Annotated in this window: 14 protein-coding genes; 5 read left to right on the top strand and 9 right to left on the bottom strand. The window is 76.1% G+C overall.

Features of this window, described 5'->3' with window-relative positions; translation table 11 throughout:
* Positions 1–72: 72 nt before the first annotated feature.
* The 4 genes from ACZ4UX_RS05850 to ACZ4UX_RS05835 form a co-directional block, all read right to left on the bottom strand.
* A complete protein-coding gene (locus ACZ4UX_RS05850; protein WP_465705740.1) occupies positions 73–1,332 on the bottom strand; it encodes a vWA domain-containing protein in 1,260 nt (419 codons plus the stop codon).
* Positions 1,333–1,400: 68 nt separating this feature from the next.
* Positions 1,401–2,699 (bottom strand): AAA family ATPase, encoded by a 1,299-nt coding sequence (locus ACZ4UX_RS05845; RefSeq protein WP_465705739.1) that lies wholly within the window; start codon positions 2,697–2,699, stop codon positions 1,401–1,403.
* A 69-nt stretch (positions 2,700–2,768) separates the two neighbouring features.
* Entirely contained in the window at positions 2,769–4,169 is a 1,401-nt protein-coding gene (locus ACZ4UX_RS05840; RefSeq protein WP_465705738.1) for a hypothetical protein, read from the bottom strand.
* Between the two features lie 223 nt (positions 4,170–4,392).
* On the bottom strand, positions 4,393–5,775 hold the full coding sequence (locus tag ACZ4UX_RS05835; protein ID WP_465705737.1) for a hypothetical protein: 1,383 nt from the start codon (positions 5,773–5,775) through the stop codon (positions 4,393–4,395).
* A 276-nt stretch (positions 5,776–6,051) separates the two neighbouring features.
* On the opposite strand from ACZ4UX_RS05835, the gene ACZ4UX_RS05830 reads away from it, so the two are divergent.
* A complete protein-coding gene (locus tag ACZ4UX_RS05830; RefSeq protein ID WP_465705736.1) occupies positions 6,052–6,897 on the top strand; it encodes a class I SAM-dependent methyltransferase in 846 nt (281 codons plus the stop codon).
* 45 nt (positions 6,898–6,942) lie between these two features.
* On the opposite strand, the gene ACZ4UX_RS05825 is transcribed toward ACZ4UX_RS05830, so the two are convergent.
* A complete protein-coding gene (locus ACZ4UX_RS05825; protein ID WP_329486045.1) occupies positions 6,943–7,575 on the bottom strand; it encodes a TetR/AcrR family transcriptional regulator in 633 nt (210 codons plus the stop codon).
* Between the two features lie 222 nt (positions 7,576–7,797).
* On the opposite strand from ACZ4UX_RS05825, the gene ACZ4UX_RS05820 reads away from it, so the two are divergent.
* The 3 genes from ACZ4UX_RS05820 to ACZ4UX_RS05810 are packed head-to-tail and all read left to right on the top strand — an operon-like array spanning position 7,798 to position 10,336.
* Positions 7,798–8,556 (top strand): SDR family oxidoreductase, encoded by a 759-nt coding sequence (locus ACZ4UX_RS05820; RefSeq protein ID WP_329486046.1) that lies wholly within the window; start codon positions 7,798–7,800, stop codon positions 8,554–8,556.
* Positions 8,557–8,561: 5 nt separating this feature from the next.
* Entirely contained in the window at positions 8,562–9,368 is an 807-nt protein-coding gene (locus ACZ4UX_RS05815; RefSeq protein ID WP_352293003.1) for an SDR family NAD(P)-dependent oxidoreductase, read from the top strand.
* Positions 9,365–10,336: an NADPH:quinone oxidoreductase family protein gene (locus ACZ4UX_RS05810; RefSeq protein ID WP_465608377.1), complete on the top strand. Its 972-nt coding sequence runs from the start codon at positions 9,365–9,367 to the stop codon at positions 10,334–10,336. Before ACZ4UX_RS05815 ends, ACZ4UX_RS05810 begins: the two co-directional genes overlap by 4 nt.
* A gap of 22 nt (positions 10,337–10,358) precedes the next feature.
* On the opposite strand, the gene ACZ4UX_RS05805 is transcribed toward ACZ4UX_RS05810, so the two are convergent.
* Positions 10,359–11,237 (bottom strand): NAD(P)H-binding protein, encoded by an 879-nt coding sequence (locus tag ACZ4UX_RS05805; RefSeq protein ID WP_465705967.1) that lies wholly within the window; start codon positions 11,235–11,237, stop codon positions 10,359–10,361.
* Positions 11,238–11,332: 95 nt separating this feature from the next.
* Between ACZ4UX_RS05805 and ACZ4UX_RS05800 the strand changes: the two genes are divergently transcribed.
* Positions 11,333–11,746: a winged helix-turn-helix transcriptional regulator gene (locus tag ACZ4UX_RS05800; RefSeq protein ID WP_329486049.1), complete on the top strand. Its 414-nt coding sequence runs from the start codon at positions 11,333–11,335 to the stop codon at positions 11,744–11,746.
* Positions 11,747–11,801: 55 nt separating this feature from the next.
* Here the strand turns inward: ACZ4UX_RS05800 and ACZ4UX_RS05795 are convergent, their stop codons facing one another.
* The 3 genes from ACZ4UX_RS05795 to ACZ4UX_RS05785 all read right to left on the bottom strand — a co-directional run bounded on the left by ACZ4UX_RS05795 (position 11,802) and on the right by ACZ4UX_RS05785 (position 15,638).
* Positions 11,802–13,067 (bottom strand): alpha/beta hydrolase family protein, encoded by a 1,266-nt coding sequence (locus ACZ4UX_RS05795; protein ID WP_465705735.1) that lies wholly within the window; start codon positions 13,065–13,067, stop codon positions 11,802–11,804.
* Positions 13,068–13,319: 252 nt separating this feature from the next.
* Positions 13,320–14,597: an acyl-CoA dehydrogenase family protein gene (locus tag ACZ4UX_RS05790; protein WP_465705734.1), complete on the bottom strand. Its 1,278-nt coding sequence runs from the start codon at positions 14,595–14,597 to the stop codon at positions 13,320–13,322.
* Between the two features lie 12 nt (positions 14,598–14,609).
* Positions 14,610–15,638 carry a phosphotransferase family protein gene (locus tag ACZ4UX_RS05785; RefSeq protein WP_465705733.1) on the bottom strand — a complete coding sequence of 343 codons (1,029 nt, stop codon included), beginning with the start codon at positions 15,636–15,638 and terminating at the stop codon, positions 14,610–14,612.
* Between the last annotated feature and the right edge of the window lie 88 nt (positions 15,639–15,726).

Raw genomic sequence — 15,726 nt, 5'->3', positions numbered from 1 at the left:
GGCGGCGGATTGGACCGGTCGGCGGCGGACGGACCGGCCCGGGAGCGCCCGGAGGCGCCGGACCGCGCGTGCCTACCCGATCTGCACCACGGCGGCCCACTCCGGCGGGGCCTCCGGTTCGTAGTCCGGGTCCTCCTCGTCCAGGTGCGAGTCGGTCCGCGCCCGGGGGAACAGCCCGACCACCGTCCGGCACGGCGGCCGCGACTCCGGCCAGGGCGTCTGCCCGTCCGTCAGCACCACGACGACGTCCGGCCGGGACGGGCCCCGCAGCGCCCGGGCGAAACCCGTCCGCAGGTCGGTGCCGCCACCGCCCACCAGCGGGATCCCCTCGGCCCGGCAGAGCGGGTGCGCGACCCGGGCCGCCGCGTCGCACGGGAGCACGGTGACCAGGTCGCGGCCGCCGCCCACGGCCCGGGCGATCGCGGCCACTTCGAGCAGCGCGCTGCCCAGTTCGGCGTCGCTGACCGAGCCGGAGGTGTCGATCACCACGGCGACCCGGGGCGGTCTGCGCCGCAGGCTCGGCAGCACGACGCCGGGCAGCCCGGCCGAGCGCCGCGACGGCCGGCCGTAGGTGTAGTCCTCGCCCGCGCCCGAGCCGGCCGCCGCCGTGCGGACCGCCGCGCCCAGCAACTCCCGCCACCGCTGCGGCGGGTGGAAGGCCTCCTCGGCCCACCGCTGCCACGCCTGCGGCGCGCTGCCCAGCCGGGCGGTGATGCCCTGCGCCACCCGGAACCGCACCGCGTCCCGCTCCTGGGCGCTCAGCCCGTGCGCGCCGTCCGGCCCGAACTCCCACTCCCGCGCCAGTCCGTCGGCGCCGCTGCCGCAGTCCAGCCAGATCAGGCTCTCGGTCAGCGGCCCGAGGCTGAACCGGCGCAGGTAGTCCTCCATCAGATCCCCGTCGGGGAGCCCGAGGGAGGTCGGCCGGACGGCGCCCTCGGGCTCGACCAGCCCGTCGCCGAAGGCATCGTCGTTGATCTCGCAGTCGGCCGCGATGTTCATCCGCAGCCGCTCCCCCGGGCCGGTCAGCCCGCGCTCCTCGGCGACCCGGTCGCTGCGCCCGTGGTGGTCCCGCAGCAGGTGCGAGACCTCGTGCACCCAGACCGCGGCCAGTTCCTCCACCGGCGTGCGGTCCACGAAGACCGGCGAGACGTAGCACCGCCAGTGCCGGTCCACCGCCATCGTCGGCACGCGCCGCGACTCCACGGTGTGCAGCGCGAACAGAGCCGTCGCCAGATAGGGCCGGACCTTCGCCGCGTGCAGCCGGGCGGCGAACAGCTTGTCGAGGTCCAGCCCCCGGGGCCCGTCCGGCACCGCCACCCGGCCCGCACTCATCGAACTCCCCGGACTCATCCGGCTGATCGGGCTCCCCTGACTCCCCTGACTACCCTGGCTACCCTGACTCATCGGCCCGCCTTGGCGGCGACCCGGGCCACCGACCGGTCGGCCCGGTTCGACAGCGAGACCACCCCGGCCAGCCGCTCGATCGCGGCCGGGACGTCCCAGTCCGGCCGGCGCAGCGAGGCGAGCGTGGTCGCCGGGACGACCACCAGGTCCGGGGCGCCGGTCTCGGTCGCCCGGACGAGCAGCGTCCACGCCGCGTCCCAGCGGTCCTTCTCCGGCCGCTTGCGGACGGCGGCCACCACCCCGTCGAGCACGGCCTGGCGGAGGTCCCCGCGCTCGGGCAGTTCGGCGCCGGCCGGATCGGCCAGCAGCTCCTCCGGGTCCGGGAGGTCCATCCGGTCCAGGCTCGCCAGCAGCTCCAGCCCGGGTCCGTCCCCCACCGTGCCCCTGACCAGCAGGGAGAGGACGTCCCGGGAGGAGCCGGCCGCGGTGGCGAAGGCGACCAGGCAGAGCGCCGTCTCCCAGCTCCGGGGCGACGGCCAGGCGCCGCCCCGGCGGGTCTCGTTGGCGGGCAGCCGGTGGACGAGCGCGGGGCGGGCGGCGAGCAGGCCGCAGACGGCGCGCCGGGCGAAGGCGACCGACTCCGCCAGCCGCCGCGGGTCGAGCCGCGGCAGGGTGGCCCGGGGCCACGTCCCGCCGAGGCCGCGGACCACCACGTCGTGGTCGTGGACCCACTGGAGGTGGACGAAGCGGTTCGCCAGCGGCGGGCTCAGCTCCCAGCCGTCGGCCGCCGAGGCGCGCGGGTTGGCGGCGGCCACGATGCGGACCTCGGGCGGCAGTTGCAGCGAGCCGATCCGCCGCTCCAGGACGAGCCGGAGCAGGGCGGCCTGGACGGCCGGCGGCGCGGTGGACAGCTCGTCGAGGAAGAGCAGCCCCCGGCCGGCCCGGACCAGGCGCACGGCCCAGTCCGGCGGAGCCATCGGGACGCCCTGCTGCGCCGGGTCGGAGCCGAGGACGGGCAGGCCGGAGAAGTCGGACGGCTCGTGCACGCTGGCGATCACGGTGGTCAGCGGCAGGTCCAGGGTCTCGGCCAGCTGGGTCAGGGCGGCGGTCTTGCCGATGCCCGGCTCGCCCCACAGCAGGACGGGGCGGTCGGCGGCCACCGCCAGGGTGAGCGCCTCCAGTTGGTCGTCGGGGCGCGGTTCGGTACCGGTCTCGCGCAGCAGGGTGAGCAGTGAGTCGGCGACGTCGAGCTGGGAGGCCCGGTCCGGGTCGGCGAGGGTGGCGGCCGCCGAGAACGGGACGGCCGGGGAGTCGGACAGGGACGTGGACAGGGACGTGGACGTGGACATGGGCATGTTCGATCACCTCGGGGTCTGGGGGGGAGTACGCGTACGTGCGGGAAGGGCGGCGGGCGAGGCCCGGGGTCAGCGCGCGGTCGCCCCGAGGGCCCCGGCGCGGCGCTCGCGCGGGCGGCGGCGGTCCGGGCTCGGGCTGTGCTCGACCAGGCCGGCCCGGAACAGCCCGTAGCTGATCCGTCGCCGCGCGGCCGACTCCAGCTCGTCCCGCAGCGCGCCGCCGCGCAGCAGGGCGTCGGGGCCGAGCAGCCCCTCGACGACCGCCAGCGCACCGGCGGTGTCGCCGTGGTCGAGCCGCTCGCGGACACCGTGGAGGCCGGCGGGGCGCCGGTGCGCCTCGTCGATGGCCTGCAGGCAGGGCAGCGGTGTGCCGGTCAGCGCGACCAGCAGCTCCTCCCGGCGGATCTCCGCCGGGTCGTGGTCCAGCGCCGTCAGCACGCCGTCGACCAGGCCGATCCGGTGCCGGGCCCCGCGGCAGTCCACCGGGCGCGGCTGCCCGGGCCGGTCCTGGAGCGGGGCCGGTCCGGCCGGCGCGTGGCCGGGCGCGAGCGCCGCGGCGACCAGCGGGTGCAGCCGGTCGGCCCCGATCGCACCGGTGCGGAGCAGATCGAGGTCGGGGAGCACCCAGGTCGCCGCGTCGGGCAGCACCGGCAGGACCGGGCCGGCGCCGCCGACGGGCGCGGCGACGATCCGCCGGGCGGGCGGCCCCGGGCCGTCCCCGTCCGCGACGGGCTCCAGGAGCAGCCGCCGCCGCGCTCCCAGGCGGATGTCCACCGGCCCGCCGGCGCGCCCCTCGGCGGCGAGCAGGATGTCGGCCTCGGCGGCCCAGCGGCCGACGGCGCAGCGGAGCCCCGGTGCGTCCGGCAGGGGCGGCGGCTCGCCCCGCGGTCCGGGCTCCCGGTCCGGCCGGGAGCGGCCGTCGGCGCCGGACCGGTGGCGCAGTTCGCCGCTGCGGTGGGCGTCCCACAGGTGGCGGTGCAGGTCGAGGCGGAACCGCCGGTCGGGGCGGGGGTGGGGGTAGTGGGAGGCACCGGCCGCGCGGTGGGAGCCGTCCCAGAGGGCGAGGCTGATCCGCTGGCCGGCGTCCGCCCAGGCGGGCGGCGTCCGGGCGACGAGCCGCACCGGGGGCCCGCCGTCGGGCCGGTGGGCGTCGTAGCGGGCCAGGGCGACCGTCAGGCCCGGGCGCAGCAGACCGTCCGGGGCGATCCTCGGCAGATGCCAGCGGAGCAGGTCGGGGGCCAGTCTGCGCAGGTCGGCGCGGAGTTCGGCGGCGAGGGCCCGGCCGTGGGTGCGCGTGACGGTGCGCAGGTCGAGGTCGACGTCGATGTTCGCGGCGGCGCAGGCTCCGGCCCAGTCGCCGGCCTGCCGGCGGGCCGTCGCGGTCTCGATCATGGACGGCGGCACGGCGAACTCGCGCACGCGCAGCCAGAGGGAAAGGCGGGAAGGCCTGTCCGCGGTCGAAGTGAGCATCAGCACTCACCTTGCGCGGACGGGGCCCCCAATCCGAATGCGGAAGGAGTAGTCATCGCGGGGAGCGTAGCGCGGGTGCCGTCGGACTGTCAGCCGCTTTTCCGCGGGCCTGCCCCGACGGCCGGACGCGCCCCGGCAGACCGGGCGCGACGTGACGAACCGGGCGCCCCGACAGACCGGGCGTGCCCCGGACCGACCGGTCCGGGGCACGCCGTCGGCTCGGCTACGGCACCTTGGCGTCGGGCAGCCGGACGCCCTTCACCAGGCAGTCGCGGAACTCGTACCACGGCGCGGGGCCCGTCCAGCGCAGGAAGCCGGCGGCGCCGGTGCCCTCCGACCGGTTGGCGAACCGGCTGCCGTCGTACAGCAGCTTGCCGGCGGTGGTCGCGGTGCCGGAGGTCACCTGGTGCGACCCGAGCAGGGCGCAGTCCTGGTAGCGGATCACCGGCCCGCGCGAGGGGTTGACGGCGTCGAAGCGGTACACGTGGGGAACGACCGTGTCGTCCACCCAGGACTCGAACGAGCGGGCCGTGTCGTCGCAGGACACGAAGGTGATGCTGCCCTTGTACCAGGAGGAGTCGATCACCTTGTGGCCCGGGCCGCGGATCTCGAAGCGGATGCCCTGGGCGTACAGGCGCATCACCGAGTCGGCGCGCGGCGAGTTGGCGCCCAGCTTGAAGAAGGTGCCGGTCGACTTGGCGTCGACCAGGATGTACGACCCGCCGATGAAGTTCATCGAGCCGCCGCGCTCGTTGCGCACGAAGACGCCGGACTGGAACTCCACCTTGCAGTCACGGAAGGAGAAGTTGAGGAACTGGTCCTGCTGTTGCTCGGTCGGTGTCCCGCCCATCACCAGGAAGGCGTCCGCGTAGCTGCCGCTGATCTGGCAGTGGTCCCAGCCCATCTCACTGTTGAGGTTGGAGTTGGCGGTGGGGCCGTCGAGGACGATGCCGGCCTTCCAGGTGCCGCGCCAGTCGACGTCGGTGTACCAGGTGTCCTGCACGCCGAAGGTCTTGGAGGAGTACGAGTAGTTGAACGTCGCGGTGGCGTCCTGGCTCTCGAAGGTCAGGCCGCTGATCCGGATGTTCCGGTAGCGGTCCATGTTCCGCCAGAACACGGTGTCGCGGACCGTCGGCGCGTACACGATGCGGGAGAGGCGCTTGCCGAACCCCGTGATCGAGATGCCGTCGATGACGCTCTGCTTGGTGCGGTCGGTGTTCTGGGTGGCCGGCAGCAGGCTGTCGGGCTGGGTGAGCAGGTAGGTGCCCGGCGGGATCAGCAGGACCTTCCTCGGGGTGACGCCGCTCTCCGGCGCACCGGCGAGGACCTCGGCCACGGCCTCCCGGAAGGCGGTGTCGCTGGGCGTGGCCCCGGTCGGGTCGGCGCCCTTGGCGACCACGTCGACCACGTACCCGCCCGCACCGGCCGCCACCGCGGCGGGCGCGGCGAGGGCGCTCTGGCCGCCGAGCGCCAGGCTCCCGGCCACGGCGCCCGCGCCGGTCAGCCCGGCGAGCAGGGCGCGCCGGCCCGGACGGCGCCCCGGGCCGCCGTCGCCCTCGGGCCCGGAGGCCCCGGACCGCGTGCCGTGCGTGGAATGTGTGGACATCGCCAACCCCCGTCGATCAGAACTGTCGGGGCCACGACCCTTGAGTGGATCATGACCGAACACCGTGATCATCTGGCATGTCCCGGCCCCGGCACAAGACTCCGGACCGCCCGGATCGGCCCGCCCGGTCCGCCCTGGCCGACCGGGGCCCCGGACCCGGGCCACCCGGGCGGGCGCACCGGACGGCGGGCCCGGTGGCGCGTCGGTAGCTTGGGCGGGACAGCCGCGGCACGGAGCAGCTGGGCCGCGCAGCAGCGCAAGACCGGGCAGGTTCAGATGGTCAGTGGCGAACTCGATCTCCCCGGGCTCCGGCGGGTCTACGGGCGCCCGGGGAGCAGGCTCTTCTACACGCTCGTCTGTCGCAACGCCCGGCACTGGGGGTGGACCGAACCCGGCCAGTCGAAGTGGCGGTGCTGGCAGGCGCAGCGCCGGCTGGAGGGCGTCCTCGGCCGGAAGCTGTCGCTGCCCGCCGGGTCACGGGTGCTGGACGCCGGCTGCGGCGCCGGGGTGGTGGCGCGGCAGCTGGCCTCCCGGTTCGGCCTGCGGGTCACCGGCGTCGACGTGCTGGACTTCCACGTTCGCGAGGCCCGCCGGCTCAGCGCCCGTGCGGCGCTGGAGGAGCGGACGAGCTTCTCCTGGGGCGACTACCACGACCTGGAGTTCCCGGACGGCTCCTTCGACGGCGTCTACTCGATGGAGACCCTGGTGCACGCCTACGACCCCGAGCGGGCGCTGGCGGAGTTCCACCGGGTGCTGCGGCCGGGCGGGCGCCTGGTGCTGCTCGGCCCGGTGGGCGCGCCGCCGGAGGAGATCAGCCCCGAGGGGCACGCGGTGCTGGACCCGTTCATGGACGCGATGGTCTTCCCCGGGGCCAAGCGGTACGACTCCCGCAGCCTGAGCGTGCTGCTCGCCCGGGCGGGCTTCCGGGTCGAGGAGGCCCTGGACGCCACCGCCCGCTACCGGCCGACCTCCGACGCGCTCTACGCCTACTTCCGGCTGCCGTACGCCCTGCTGCGGCTGTTCGGGCCGGCCGAGAAGTGGCTCAACCTGCGGTCGGTGGTGGAGATGTACCAGGTGCGGGAGTACGTCTCGTGGTTCGTGCACACCGCCGTGAAGCCTTAGCCCCGGGCCCCGCCCGCGCGCCGCACCCCGACCCTCGCCCCGCGTTCAGCCGACCCGGGCGCCGAGCATCCGCAGCACCAGCTCGCCGTAGCGGCGGCCGAGTTCCTCCGGGCTCTCGCTGCTGCGGTCGGTGTACCAGCGGGACACGTCGATGCCCAGCGAGGTGACGGCGCGGGCCGCCGTGCGGACCTCGGCGACCTCGAAGGCGCCGGCCGCGACGCCCGCCGCGATGAGGGAGCTGACCTCGCGCTCGATGTCCAGCCGCAGCGCGGCGACCACCGTGTAGGCGTCCTCGGGCAGCGCGTGCAGCTCGTAGTTGACCACCCGGCCGACCGTCCGCGCCCGAGCGTGCCAGGCCGTGAACTCCTCCACCAGGCGCCGCATCCGGGCCACCGGCTCGCCCTCGCCGGCCACCGCGTCGCGGACCAGGGTGAGGGTGGCCGCGTGGCCGGCCCGGCTGATCTCGGCCAGCAGGGCGGCCTTGGACGGGTAGTGGATGTAGAGCGCGGCCGGGCTCATCCCGGCGGCGGTGGCGATGTCCCGGGTGGTGGTGGCGTGGAAGCCGCGCTCCGCGAAGGACTCGACGGCGGCCTGGAGCAGCCGGAACGCCGCCTCGGGGCGGGCGTCGGCGGCGCCGGGCAGGGCCGGCCAGAGCTCGGCGATGGGCGTGCTGGTCATGGCGCCATCCTCGCAGATGAGTCGTACCGGAATTCCGGCTGCGCCGGCCGGGAGGCCCGGCCGACTGTTGACAGGGTCCCGCACCGACAGCATGCTAAGCAAGCGCTTAGTCACGAGCCCGGTCGGGTGGTCCGTCCGGCCGGCCCGGCCCCCCTTGGCGGCCGGGCCGGCCGGACGGCGCGGGACCCGACAACTCCGCAGAACCGTGCGAAAGGACCCTCCGTGGTGCACTCCTTCAAGGGCCAGGTGGCCGTCGTCACCGGATCCAGCCGGGGCATCGGCCTCGGGATCGCGCGCGAGCTGGTCGCCCGCGGGGCCCGGGTCTGCCTGACCGCCCGCACCGCCGAGCCGCTCGCCGAGGCCGTCCGCGACCTGGGCGGCCCCGAGGTCGCCATCGGCGTCGCGGGGAAGGCGGACGACCCGGCCCACCAGGACGAAGCGGTGGCCCGCACGATGGAGGCCTTCGGCCGGCTGGACCACCTGGTCAACAACACCGGCATCAACCCGGTCTTCGGCCCGGTCCTGGACACCGACGAGGCGGCCGCCGCCAAGATCCTGGCCGTCAACGTGCTCGCCCCGCTCGGCTGGACCCGCCGCGCGCACGCCGCCTGGATGGGCGAGCACGGCGGCTCGGTGGTCAACGTCGCCTCGATCACCGGTATCCGCGCCTCGCTGGGCATCGGCATGTACGGCGTCTCCAAGGCCGCCCTGATGCGGCTGACCACCGAGCTGGCCGCCGAACTCGGCCCCCGGGGCATCCGGGTGAACGCGGTGGCGCCGGCCGTGGTCAAGACGAAGTTCGCCGCGGCGCTCTACGAGGGCCGCGAGGAGCAGGTCGCCGCCGCGTACCCGCTGGGCCGCCTCGGCGTCCCGGAGGACGTCGCGGGCGCGGTCGCCTTCCTGCTCTCCTCCGACGCCGCCTGGATCACCGGCCAGACCCTGGTCGTCGACGGCGGCGTCACCCTCGGCGGCGGGATGTGACCGCCGTGACGGACGAACACGGGAGCCCGGCCGCCGAGTACGCGGGCCAGGGCGTGGTGGTCACCGGCGCCGGGCGGGGGATCGGGGCCGCGCTGGCCCGCGCCTTCGCCGCGGCCGGTGCCCGGGTGGTCGTCAACGACCTCGACGCCGCGGCCGCCCGGAAGGTGGCCGCGGACTGCGGCGCCGCCGCGGTGCCCGGCGACGCGGCCTCCGCCGAGGGTGTCGCCGCGCTGGTCGACGCCGCCCGGGCGGCGCTCGGCGACATCGACGTCTGGTGCGCCAACGCCGGCGTCGCCCCGGTCGGCGGGGCCGGCGCGCCGGCCGCCGCCTGGGCGAGCGCCTGGGAGGTCAACGTGCTCGCCCACGTACGCGCCGCCGACCTGCTGCTCCCCCGCTGGCTGGAGCGCGGCAGCGGACGGTTCGTGGCCACCGTCTCGGCCGCCGGGCTGCTCACCATGCTCGGCTCGGCCCCGTACGCCGTCACCAAGCACGGCGCGCTCGCGTTCGCCGAGTGGCTCGCCGCCACCTACCGCCACCGGGGCGTACGGGTGCACGCCCTCTGCCCGCAAGGGGTGCGCACCGACATGCTGGCCTCGACCGGCGCGGTCGGCGAGGCCCTGCTGGCACCGACCGCGCTGGACCCGGAGGACGTCGCCGGGGCCCTGCTGACCGCGCTGCGCGAGGACCGCTTCCTCGTCCTGCCGCACCCCGAGGTCGCCGAGTACTACGCCGCCCGCGCCACCGAGCCGGACCGCTGGCTCGGCGGCATGAACCGGCTCCAGCGGGAGCTCGAAAGGAACGAGGCGCTGTGAGGGCCTGGCAGGTCACCGAGCTGGGCGAGCCGCGCGAGGTGCTGCGGCTGGCCGAGGACGTACCGCGCCCGGCTCCCGGGCCCGGGCAGCTGCTGGTCCGGGTGAAGGCCGCCGCGGTCAACTTCCCGGACGCGCTGATGGTGCGCGGCCAGTACCAGGTCCGCCCGCCGCTGCCGTTCACCCCCGGCGTCGAGCTCTGCGGCGAGGTGGTCGCGGGCGAGCGCGCCGGGGAACGGCTGATCGGCACCCCGCTGCTGCCCGCCGGCGCCTTCGCCGAGTACGCCCTGCTGGACGCCGCGGCGGCCTTCCCGGCCCCGGCGGCGCTGGACGACGCGGAGGCCGCCGCCCTGCACATCGGCTACCAGACCGCCTGGTTCGCGCTGCACCGGCGGGCCGCCCTGCGGGCCGGCGAGACGCTGCTGGTGCACGCGGCGGCGGGCGGGGTCGGCAGCGCCGCCGTCCAGCTCGGCCGGGCGGCCGGCGCGCGGGTGATCGCCGTGGTCGGCGGCCCCGCGAAGGCGGCCGTCGCCCGCGAGCTCGGCGCCGACCTGGTGGTGGACCGGACCGCCGAGGACTTCACCGCGGCGGTCAAGGAGGCCACCGGCGGACACGGCGCGGACGTGGTCTTCGACCCGGTCGGCGGCGCGGCCTACACCGGCTCCACCCGGTGCGTCGCCTTCGAGGGCCGGATCGTGGTGGTCGGCTTCGCCGCCGGCGAGATCCCGGCGCCCGCGCTGAACCACGCGCTGGTGAAGAACTACAGCATCCTCGGGCTGCACTGGGGCCTCTACAACACCCGTGACCCGCAGGCCGTGCTGGCCGCCCACGAGGAGCTGACCCGGCTGGCCCGGGCCGGTGTGGTGCGACCGCTGGTGAGCGGGCGCCTCCCGCTCTCCGGGGCGGCCGAGGCCGTCCAGCGGGTCGCCGACGGCCGCAGCACCGGCCGGCTGGTGGTGCTCGGGGAGTAGCACCGGCGGGGCCGCGCCCCGGTCACCCGGCCGAGTCCGCGGCCGCTCCCGTGCCCTGCGCGATCACGTCCAGGGCCGGGCGCGGCGGGCGGCCGAGCAGGGCGGCGAGGTCCCCCGGCTTGCCCGGCCCGGCCAGGAAGCCGTGGGCGATCGCCGAGTACGTCCCGGCCACCATCGGCACCTGGAAGTCCGCGGCGCCCGAGGCCGCCACGGCCGCCCGCGCCCCGGCCAGCGTGCCGGGCCGGTACTCGACCGTCCGTCCGTCGGCCCGGGACAGCGCCGCCGCGACGTCCGCGCCGCCCACCGCCTCCTCGCCGACCAGCTCGTAGACCCGCCCGGCGTGCCCGGCCGGGGCCAGCGCCACGGTGGCCGCGACCTCGGCCAGGTCCGCGCGGGCGACCGCCGCCAGCCGGCCGTCGCCGAGCGGCGCGGTGATCACACCGTCCCGGTCCGGCGTGGCCAGCGAGCCCAGCAGTTCGGCGTAGAGCCCGTTGCGCAGGATCGTCCAGCGCAGCGAGGCGGACTCGCGCAGTCGCCGCTCGGTCCAGCGGTGCGCCAGCGCGTAGGCCAGGTGGTCGCCGTCACCGGAGAGGCTGGTGTAGACCACGTGCTCGACGCCGGCCCGCTCGGCGGCCTCGATCGCGGCCCGGTGACGGGCGATCACCACGTCATCCTCGCCGTAGCCGGCCGAGATCAGCAGCAGCGTCCGCACCCCGGCGAAGGCGGCCGCCAGGGTCCGCGGCCGGTCGAAGTCCACCGTCCGGACGGGTACGCCGGCCGCCGGGGTCCGCTCCGGGGTGCGGCTGCCGGCCAGCACCCCGTCGAGCCCGCCCGGCAGCGCGGCCAGCCGCTCCAGCACCAGAGCGCCGAGTCCTCCGTTGACACCGGTGACGAGAAGCACCACGACCTCCAAGATCGGTTCCGGGCCCGCGGCTCTCCGCGCCGCCCGGTGACCATCCTCGGTACCCTGACCGTTCGGCGTAAGGAGGCACTTCGATGTCAGTGGGGCACACCGCGGTAACCACCCCCCGGCCGGTGGTCTGGTGCGAGGACGGCGTGGACTGCGGGATCCGCGGGCTGCTGGACCGGCTCGGCGACAAGTGGTCCGTCCTGGTGGTGGTCGAACTCGCCCAGGGCGTCCGGCGGTTCCGCGAACTCCAGCGCGCCGTGCCGGGCATCTCGCAGCGGATGCTGACCCTGACGGTGCGCCGGCTGGAGCGGGACGGGCTGGTGTCGCGCACCGTCCACCCGACCGTCCCGCCGCAGGTGGACTACGAGCTGACCGCGGTCGGCCACAGCCTGACCCATCTGATCCGGGCCATGGTGGACTGGTCCTACGACCACCACGACGCGATCCTCGACTCCCGGCGCGACTGGGACGCCGCCAACCCGGACTCCGAGATCCGCTGACCGCGCCCGGGGCCGGTGCCGCCCGGGCCCGCCCCCGGACCGCCCCGGGCCCGTGTCAGCGGGCGAACTCCATCTCCGGGAAGCGCGGCGAGGGCCCGTCCAGCAGGTGGTCGTCGTGCCCGCGCAGCCACCGGTCGAAGAACGAGGCCACGTACGCCCGGGTGGCGAGCACGGCCCGCTCCGGGCGGACGTCACCGACGTCGGCCCGCAGCGCCTCGCCGTCCACCGCGCCCTGCCGGGCGAGTTGGGGCAGCAGCGACTGCGCGTCGGTGTACGAGCCGTGCTGCGAACCGGCCAGTGTGACGTCGGCGCGCCAGCCCCGGCTGTGCTGCCAGAGGGCGTCCCAGCCGGGCTGGTGGTGGTAGTCGCCGGAGTCCGCGCTGTGGGTGCCCATCAGCAGGAACGGGCGGTCCAGACCGTCCTCGGCGACGCTGCTCAGGAAGACGCCCTCGCCGGTCGGCCCGGGGAAGTGCAGCTGGCCGTCCATGTTGACGCCGGCGGTGATGCGCGGGTCGTCGTGCATGGTCTGGACGGCGGTGAAGCCGCCGGCCGAGTGGCCCACCATGCCGATCCGGGTCAGGTCCAGCGAGCCCCCGAGACCGGCCGGGAGCCGCCGGTCGGTGCGCAGCGCGGCCAGTTCGTCCAGGACGAAGCGGGTGTCGTCGACCCGGGCCCGCATCGCCTTGCGCAGCAGGGCGCCGATGTCGAGGTCGGGCGTGCCGAGCATGCCCGGGAAGACCGACGTGGCCAGGCCGCCGTCCGGGAAGGCCACCTCGGAGGCGTCGTAGGTGTGGTCGACGGTGACCACCACGTAGCCGCGCGAGGCGAGGTCCTCGACCAGGCCGGTGCCCCAGGTGCGGGGGTCGCCGAGCCCGGCCGAGTAGAGCACCACCGGGCGCGGGCGGCCGCCGCCGGGCAGGGCGGGCGCGTCCTGGCGGGCGTGCGTGCGGATCGCCGACCAGTCCGTCCGCCCGCTCGCCGCGCGGTAGTTGAAGACGGCGGCGCCGCCGTCGCCGCCGAAGTGCTCGGCGGCGCCAGGCTCCATGGAGCGGGCCCGTTCGTCGCCGACCGCGGGGCGCGCGGTCGGGTACCAGAGGCTGATCATCAGCTCCCGGGCCCGCCCGGGCTGCCACGGGTCCGCGCGCCCGGCGTCGGTGAGGTGCAGCGAGGTGGTGCCGACCGGGTACGGCCCGGTGGGCTGCGGCAGCCAGGCGCGGGCCCGGCGCTCCGCCACGGCCGGCGCGTCCAGCGCCGCCGCCGGCGCGACCGCCGTGCCCAGCACCGCCGTGGCCGCCAGCAGCGCCGCGATCCCGGTCCGCACGCCCGGCCCCGACCCCCGCCTGCGCGTGACACCCCGCGCGACGTCCCGCGTCACTCCCCGCATGGCTCCCCCAGCTCCTCACCGTCGACGGCCGCCGCCCACCGGCCCGGCCCGTACCGTGACCGTACGGGCCGGGGTGGTGCACGAACGTCATACCGCGGAGCCAATTGCCGCCGTGCTACCGCGGTATGACACGCCGGGCGCGGGGCCCGACGGTCACCCGCCCGGCGGCCCGCGCCCAGGGGCCCGCGCCTAGCGGTCGGCCGGCCGGTGGCGCTTGAGCTCGCGCCGGGCCAGCGAGCGCTTGTGCACCTCGTCCGGTCCGTCGGCCAGGCGCAGTGTGCGGTTGCCGGCCCAGAGCTGGGCGAGCGGGGTGTCCTGGCTGACGCCGGCCGCGCCGTGGGCCTGGACGGCCTTGTCGAGGATCCATTCGACGGTGCGCGGGGTGGCGATCTTGATGGCCTGGATCTCGGCGTGCGCGCCGCGGTTGCCGACGGTGTCCATCAGCCAGGCGGTCTTCAGCACGAGCAGCCTCAACTGCTCGATCCGCACCCGGGATTCGGCGATCCAGTCCTGCACCACGCCCTGCTCCGCGAGCGGGCGCCCGAAGGCCACCCGGTCCAGCGTCCGGCGGCACATCAGCTCGACGGCGCGTTCGGCGATGCCGATCGCCCGCATGCAGTGGTGGATCCGGCCGGGCCCGAGCCTGGCCTGGGCGATCGCGAAGCCGGAGCCCTCGGCGCCGATCAGGTGGCCGGCCGGGACCCGGACGCCGTCGAAGTGGACCTCGGCGTGGCCGCCGTGGTCGGCGTCGTCGTAGCCGAACACCTTCATGCCCCGCCGGACGGTGACCCCGGGGGTGTCGCGCGGGACGAGGATCATGCTCTGCTGACGGTGCGGCTCGGCGCCGGGGTCGGTCTTGCCCATCACGATGAAGATCCGGCAGCGCGGGTTCATCGCGCCGGTGATGTACCACTTGCGCCCGGTCACGACGTACTCGTCGCCGTCGCGCTCGATCCGGGTGGCGATGTTGGTGGCGTCCGAGGAGGCGACGTCGGGCTCGGTCATCGCGAAGGCGGAGCGGATCTCGGCGTCCAGCAGGGGCCGCAGCCACCGCTCGCGCTGCTCGGCGGAGCCGAACTGGGCGAGCAGCTCCATGTTGCCGGTGTCCGGGGCGGCGCAGTTGAGGGCGGGCGGCGCGAGCTGCGGGCTGCGCCCGGTGATCTCGGCGAGCGGCGCGTACTGGAGGTTGGTCAGGCCGGCGCCGCCCTGCCCCGGCCGGTCCGGGTGGTCCGCGTGGTCCGCGTCGTCCGGGCGGTCCGGGTGGTCCGGCAGGAAGAGGTTCCACAGACCCTGCTTGCGGGCCTCGGCCTGCAGCTCGGCGACGATCGGCGGCACGTCCCAGGCGGGCCGGCCGGGGTCGGCCAGCTGGGCCTCCAGGACGGCTTCGGCCGGGTACACGTGCCGGTCCATGAAGGCCAGCAGGCGCTCGCGCAGCTCTTCGGTCCGGGCGTCGTAGGCGAAATCCATCGGTCGGTGCTCCTACCGGGCGGTGAGGGTGGTCAGGCCGTGTTCGGCGAGGACGGGTGCGATCTCGGCGGCCCGCTCGAAGCCGGCGCCGAGGGTGCGGCCCTGCCGGAAGCGGAAGTGGATGCCCTCGGCGACGACGGCGAGCTTGAAGGAGGCGAAGGCCACGTACCAGTCGAGGTCGGCGGCGGCGCGTCCGGTGAGTTCGGCGTAGCGGGCGACGAGTTCGGCGGCGGCGGGGAAGCCGGGGGCGGTGGCGGCGGAGGGGATGATGCCGCCGCCGACACCGGCGAGTTCGGTGTACATCACCAGCAGGCCGACGTCGGTGAGCGGGTCACCGAGGGTGGACATCTCCCAGTCCAGGACGGCGGTGATGGCGTCGTGCCCGTCGACGAGCACGTTGTCCAGCCGGTAGTCGCCGTGGACGAGCGCGGGCGCCGGGAAGTCGGGCAGCCGGGCGGCGAGCAGCTCGTGCAGCCGGTCGACGCCGGGCAGGTCCCGGCTGCGGGAGGCGGCGAGCTGGGTGGACCAGCGGCGCAGCTGGCGCTCCAGGAAGCCCTCGGGGCGGCCGAAGTCGGCGAGGCCGACGGCGGCCGGGTCGATCCGGTGCAGGGCGGCGAGGGTGTCGACCAACTGCTCGCCGAGGGCGTGGACGCGCTTCTCGCCGAGGGCGGCGAGCGGGCCGGCGTCGCGGTGCGCGGTGCCGGGGACGTACTCCATCAGGTACCAGGGCGCGCCGAGGACGTCCGCGCCGGTGTCCAGCAGCAGGGTGGCGGGGACGGGGACGCCGGTGCCGCGCAGGGCGGTCATCACCCGGTGCTCGCGGCCCATGTCGTGGGCGGTGGCCAGCACGTGCCCGAGCGGCGGGCGGCGCAGCACCCAGCGGGAGGTGCCGTCGGTCAGCAGGTAGGTGAGGTTGGAGCGGCCGCCCTCGATCAGCTCGGCCCGCAGCGCGCCCCGGACGGTGCCGGGCAGTTCGCGGTCCAGATGGCCGCGGAGCCGGTCGAGGTCCAGGCCGGGCGGGTCGGCGGGGGTGTCGGGCATGGGCTCACTCTCCTGGTCAGCGTTTCTGACTAAGCGCTTGCTTAGCATTCAGCGGAGGGCTGTGCGCTGTCAATGCCGCCGTACCGCC

It is taken from the genome of Kitasatospora sp. NPDC028961, from assembly GCF_055564815.1.
Note: the sequence above shows the minus strand (reverse complement) of the source record. Positions and strands in the feature narration are given on the sequence as shown.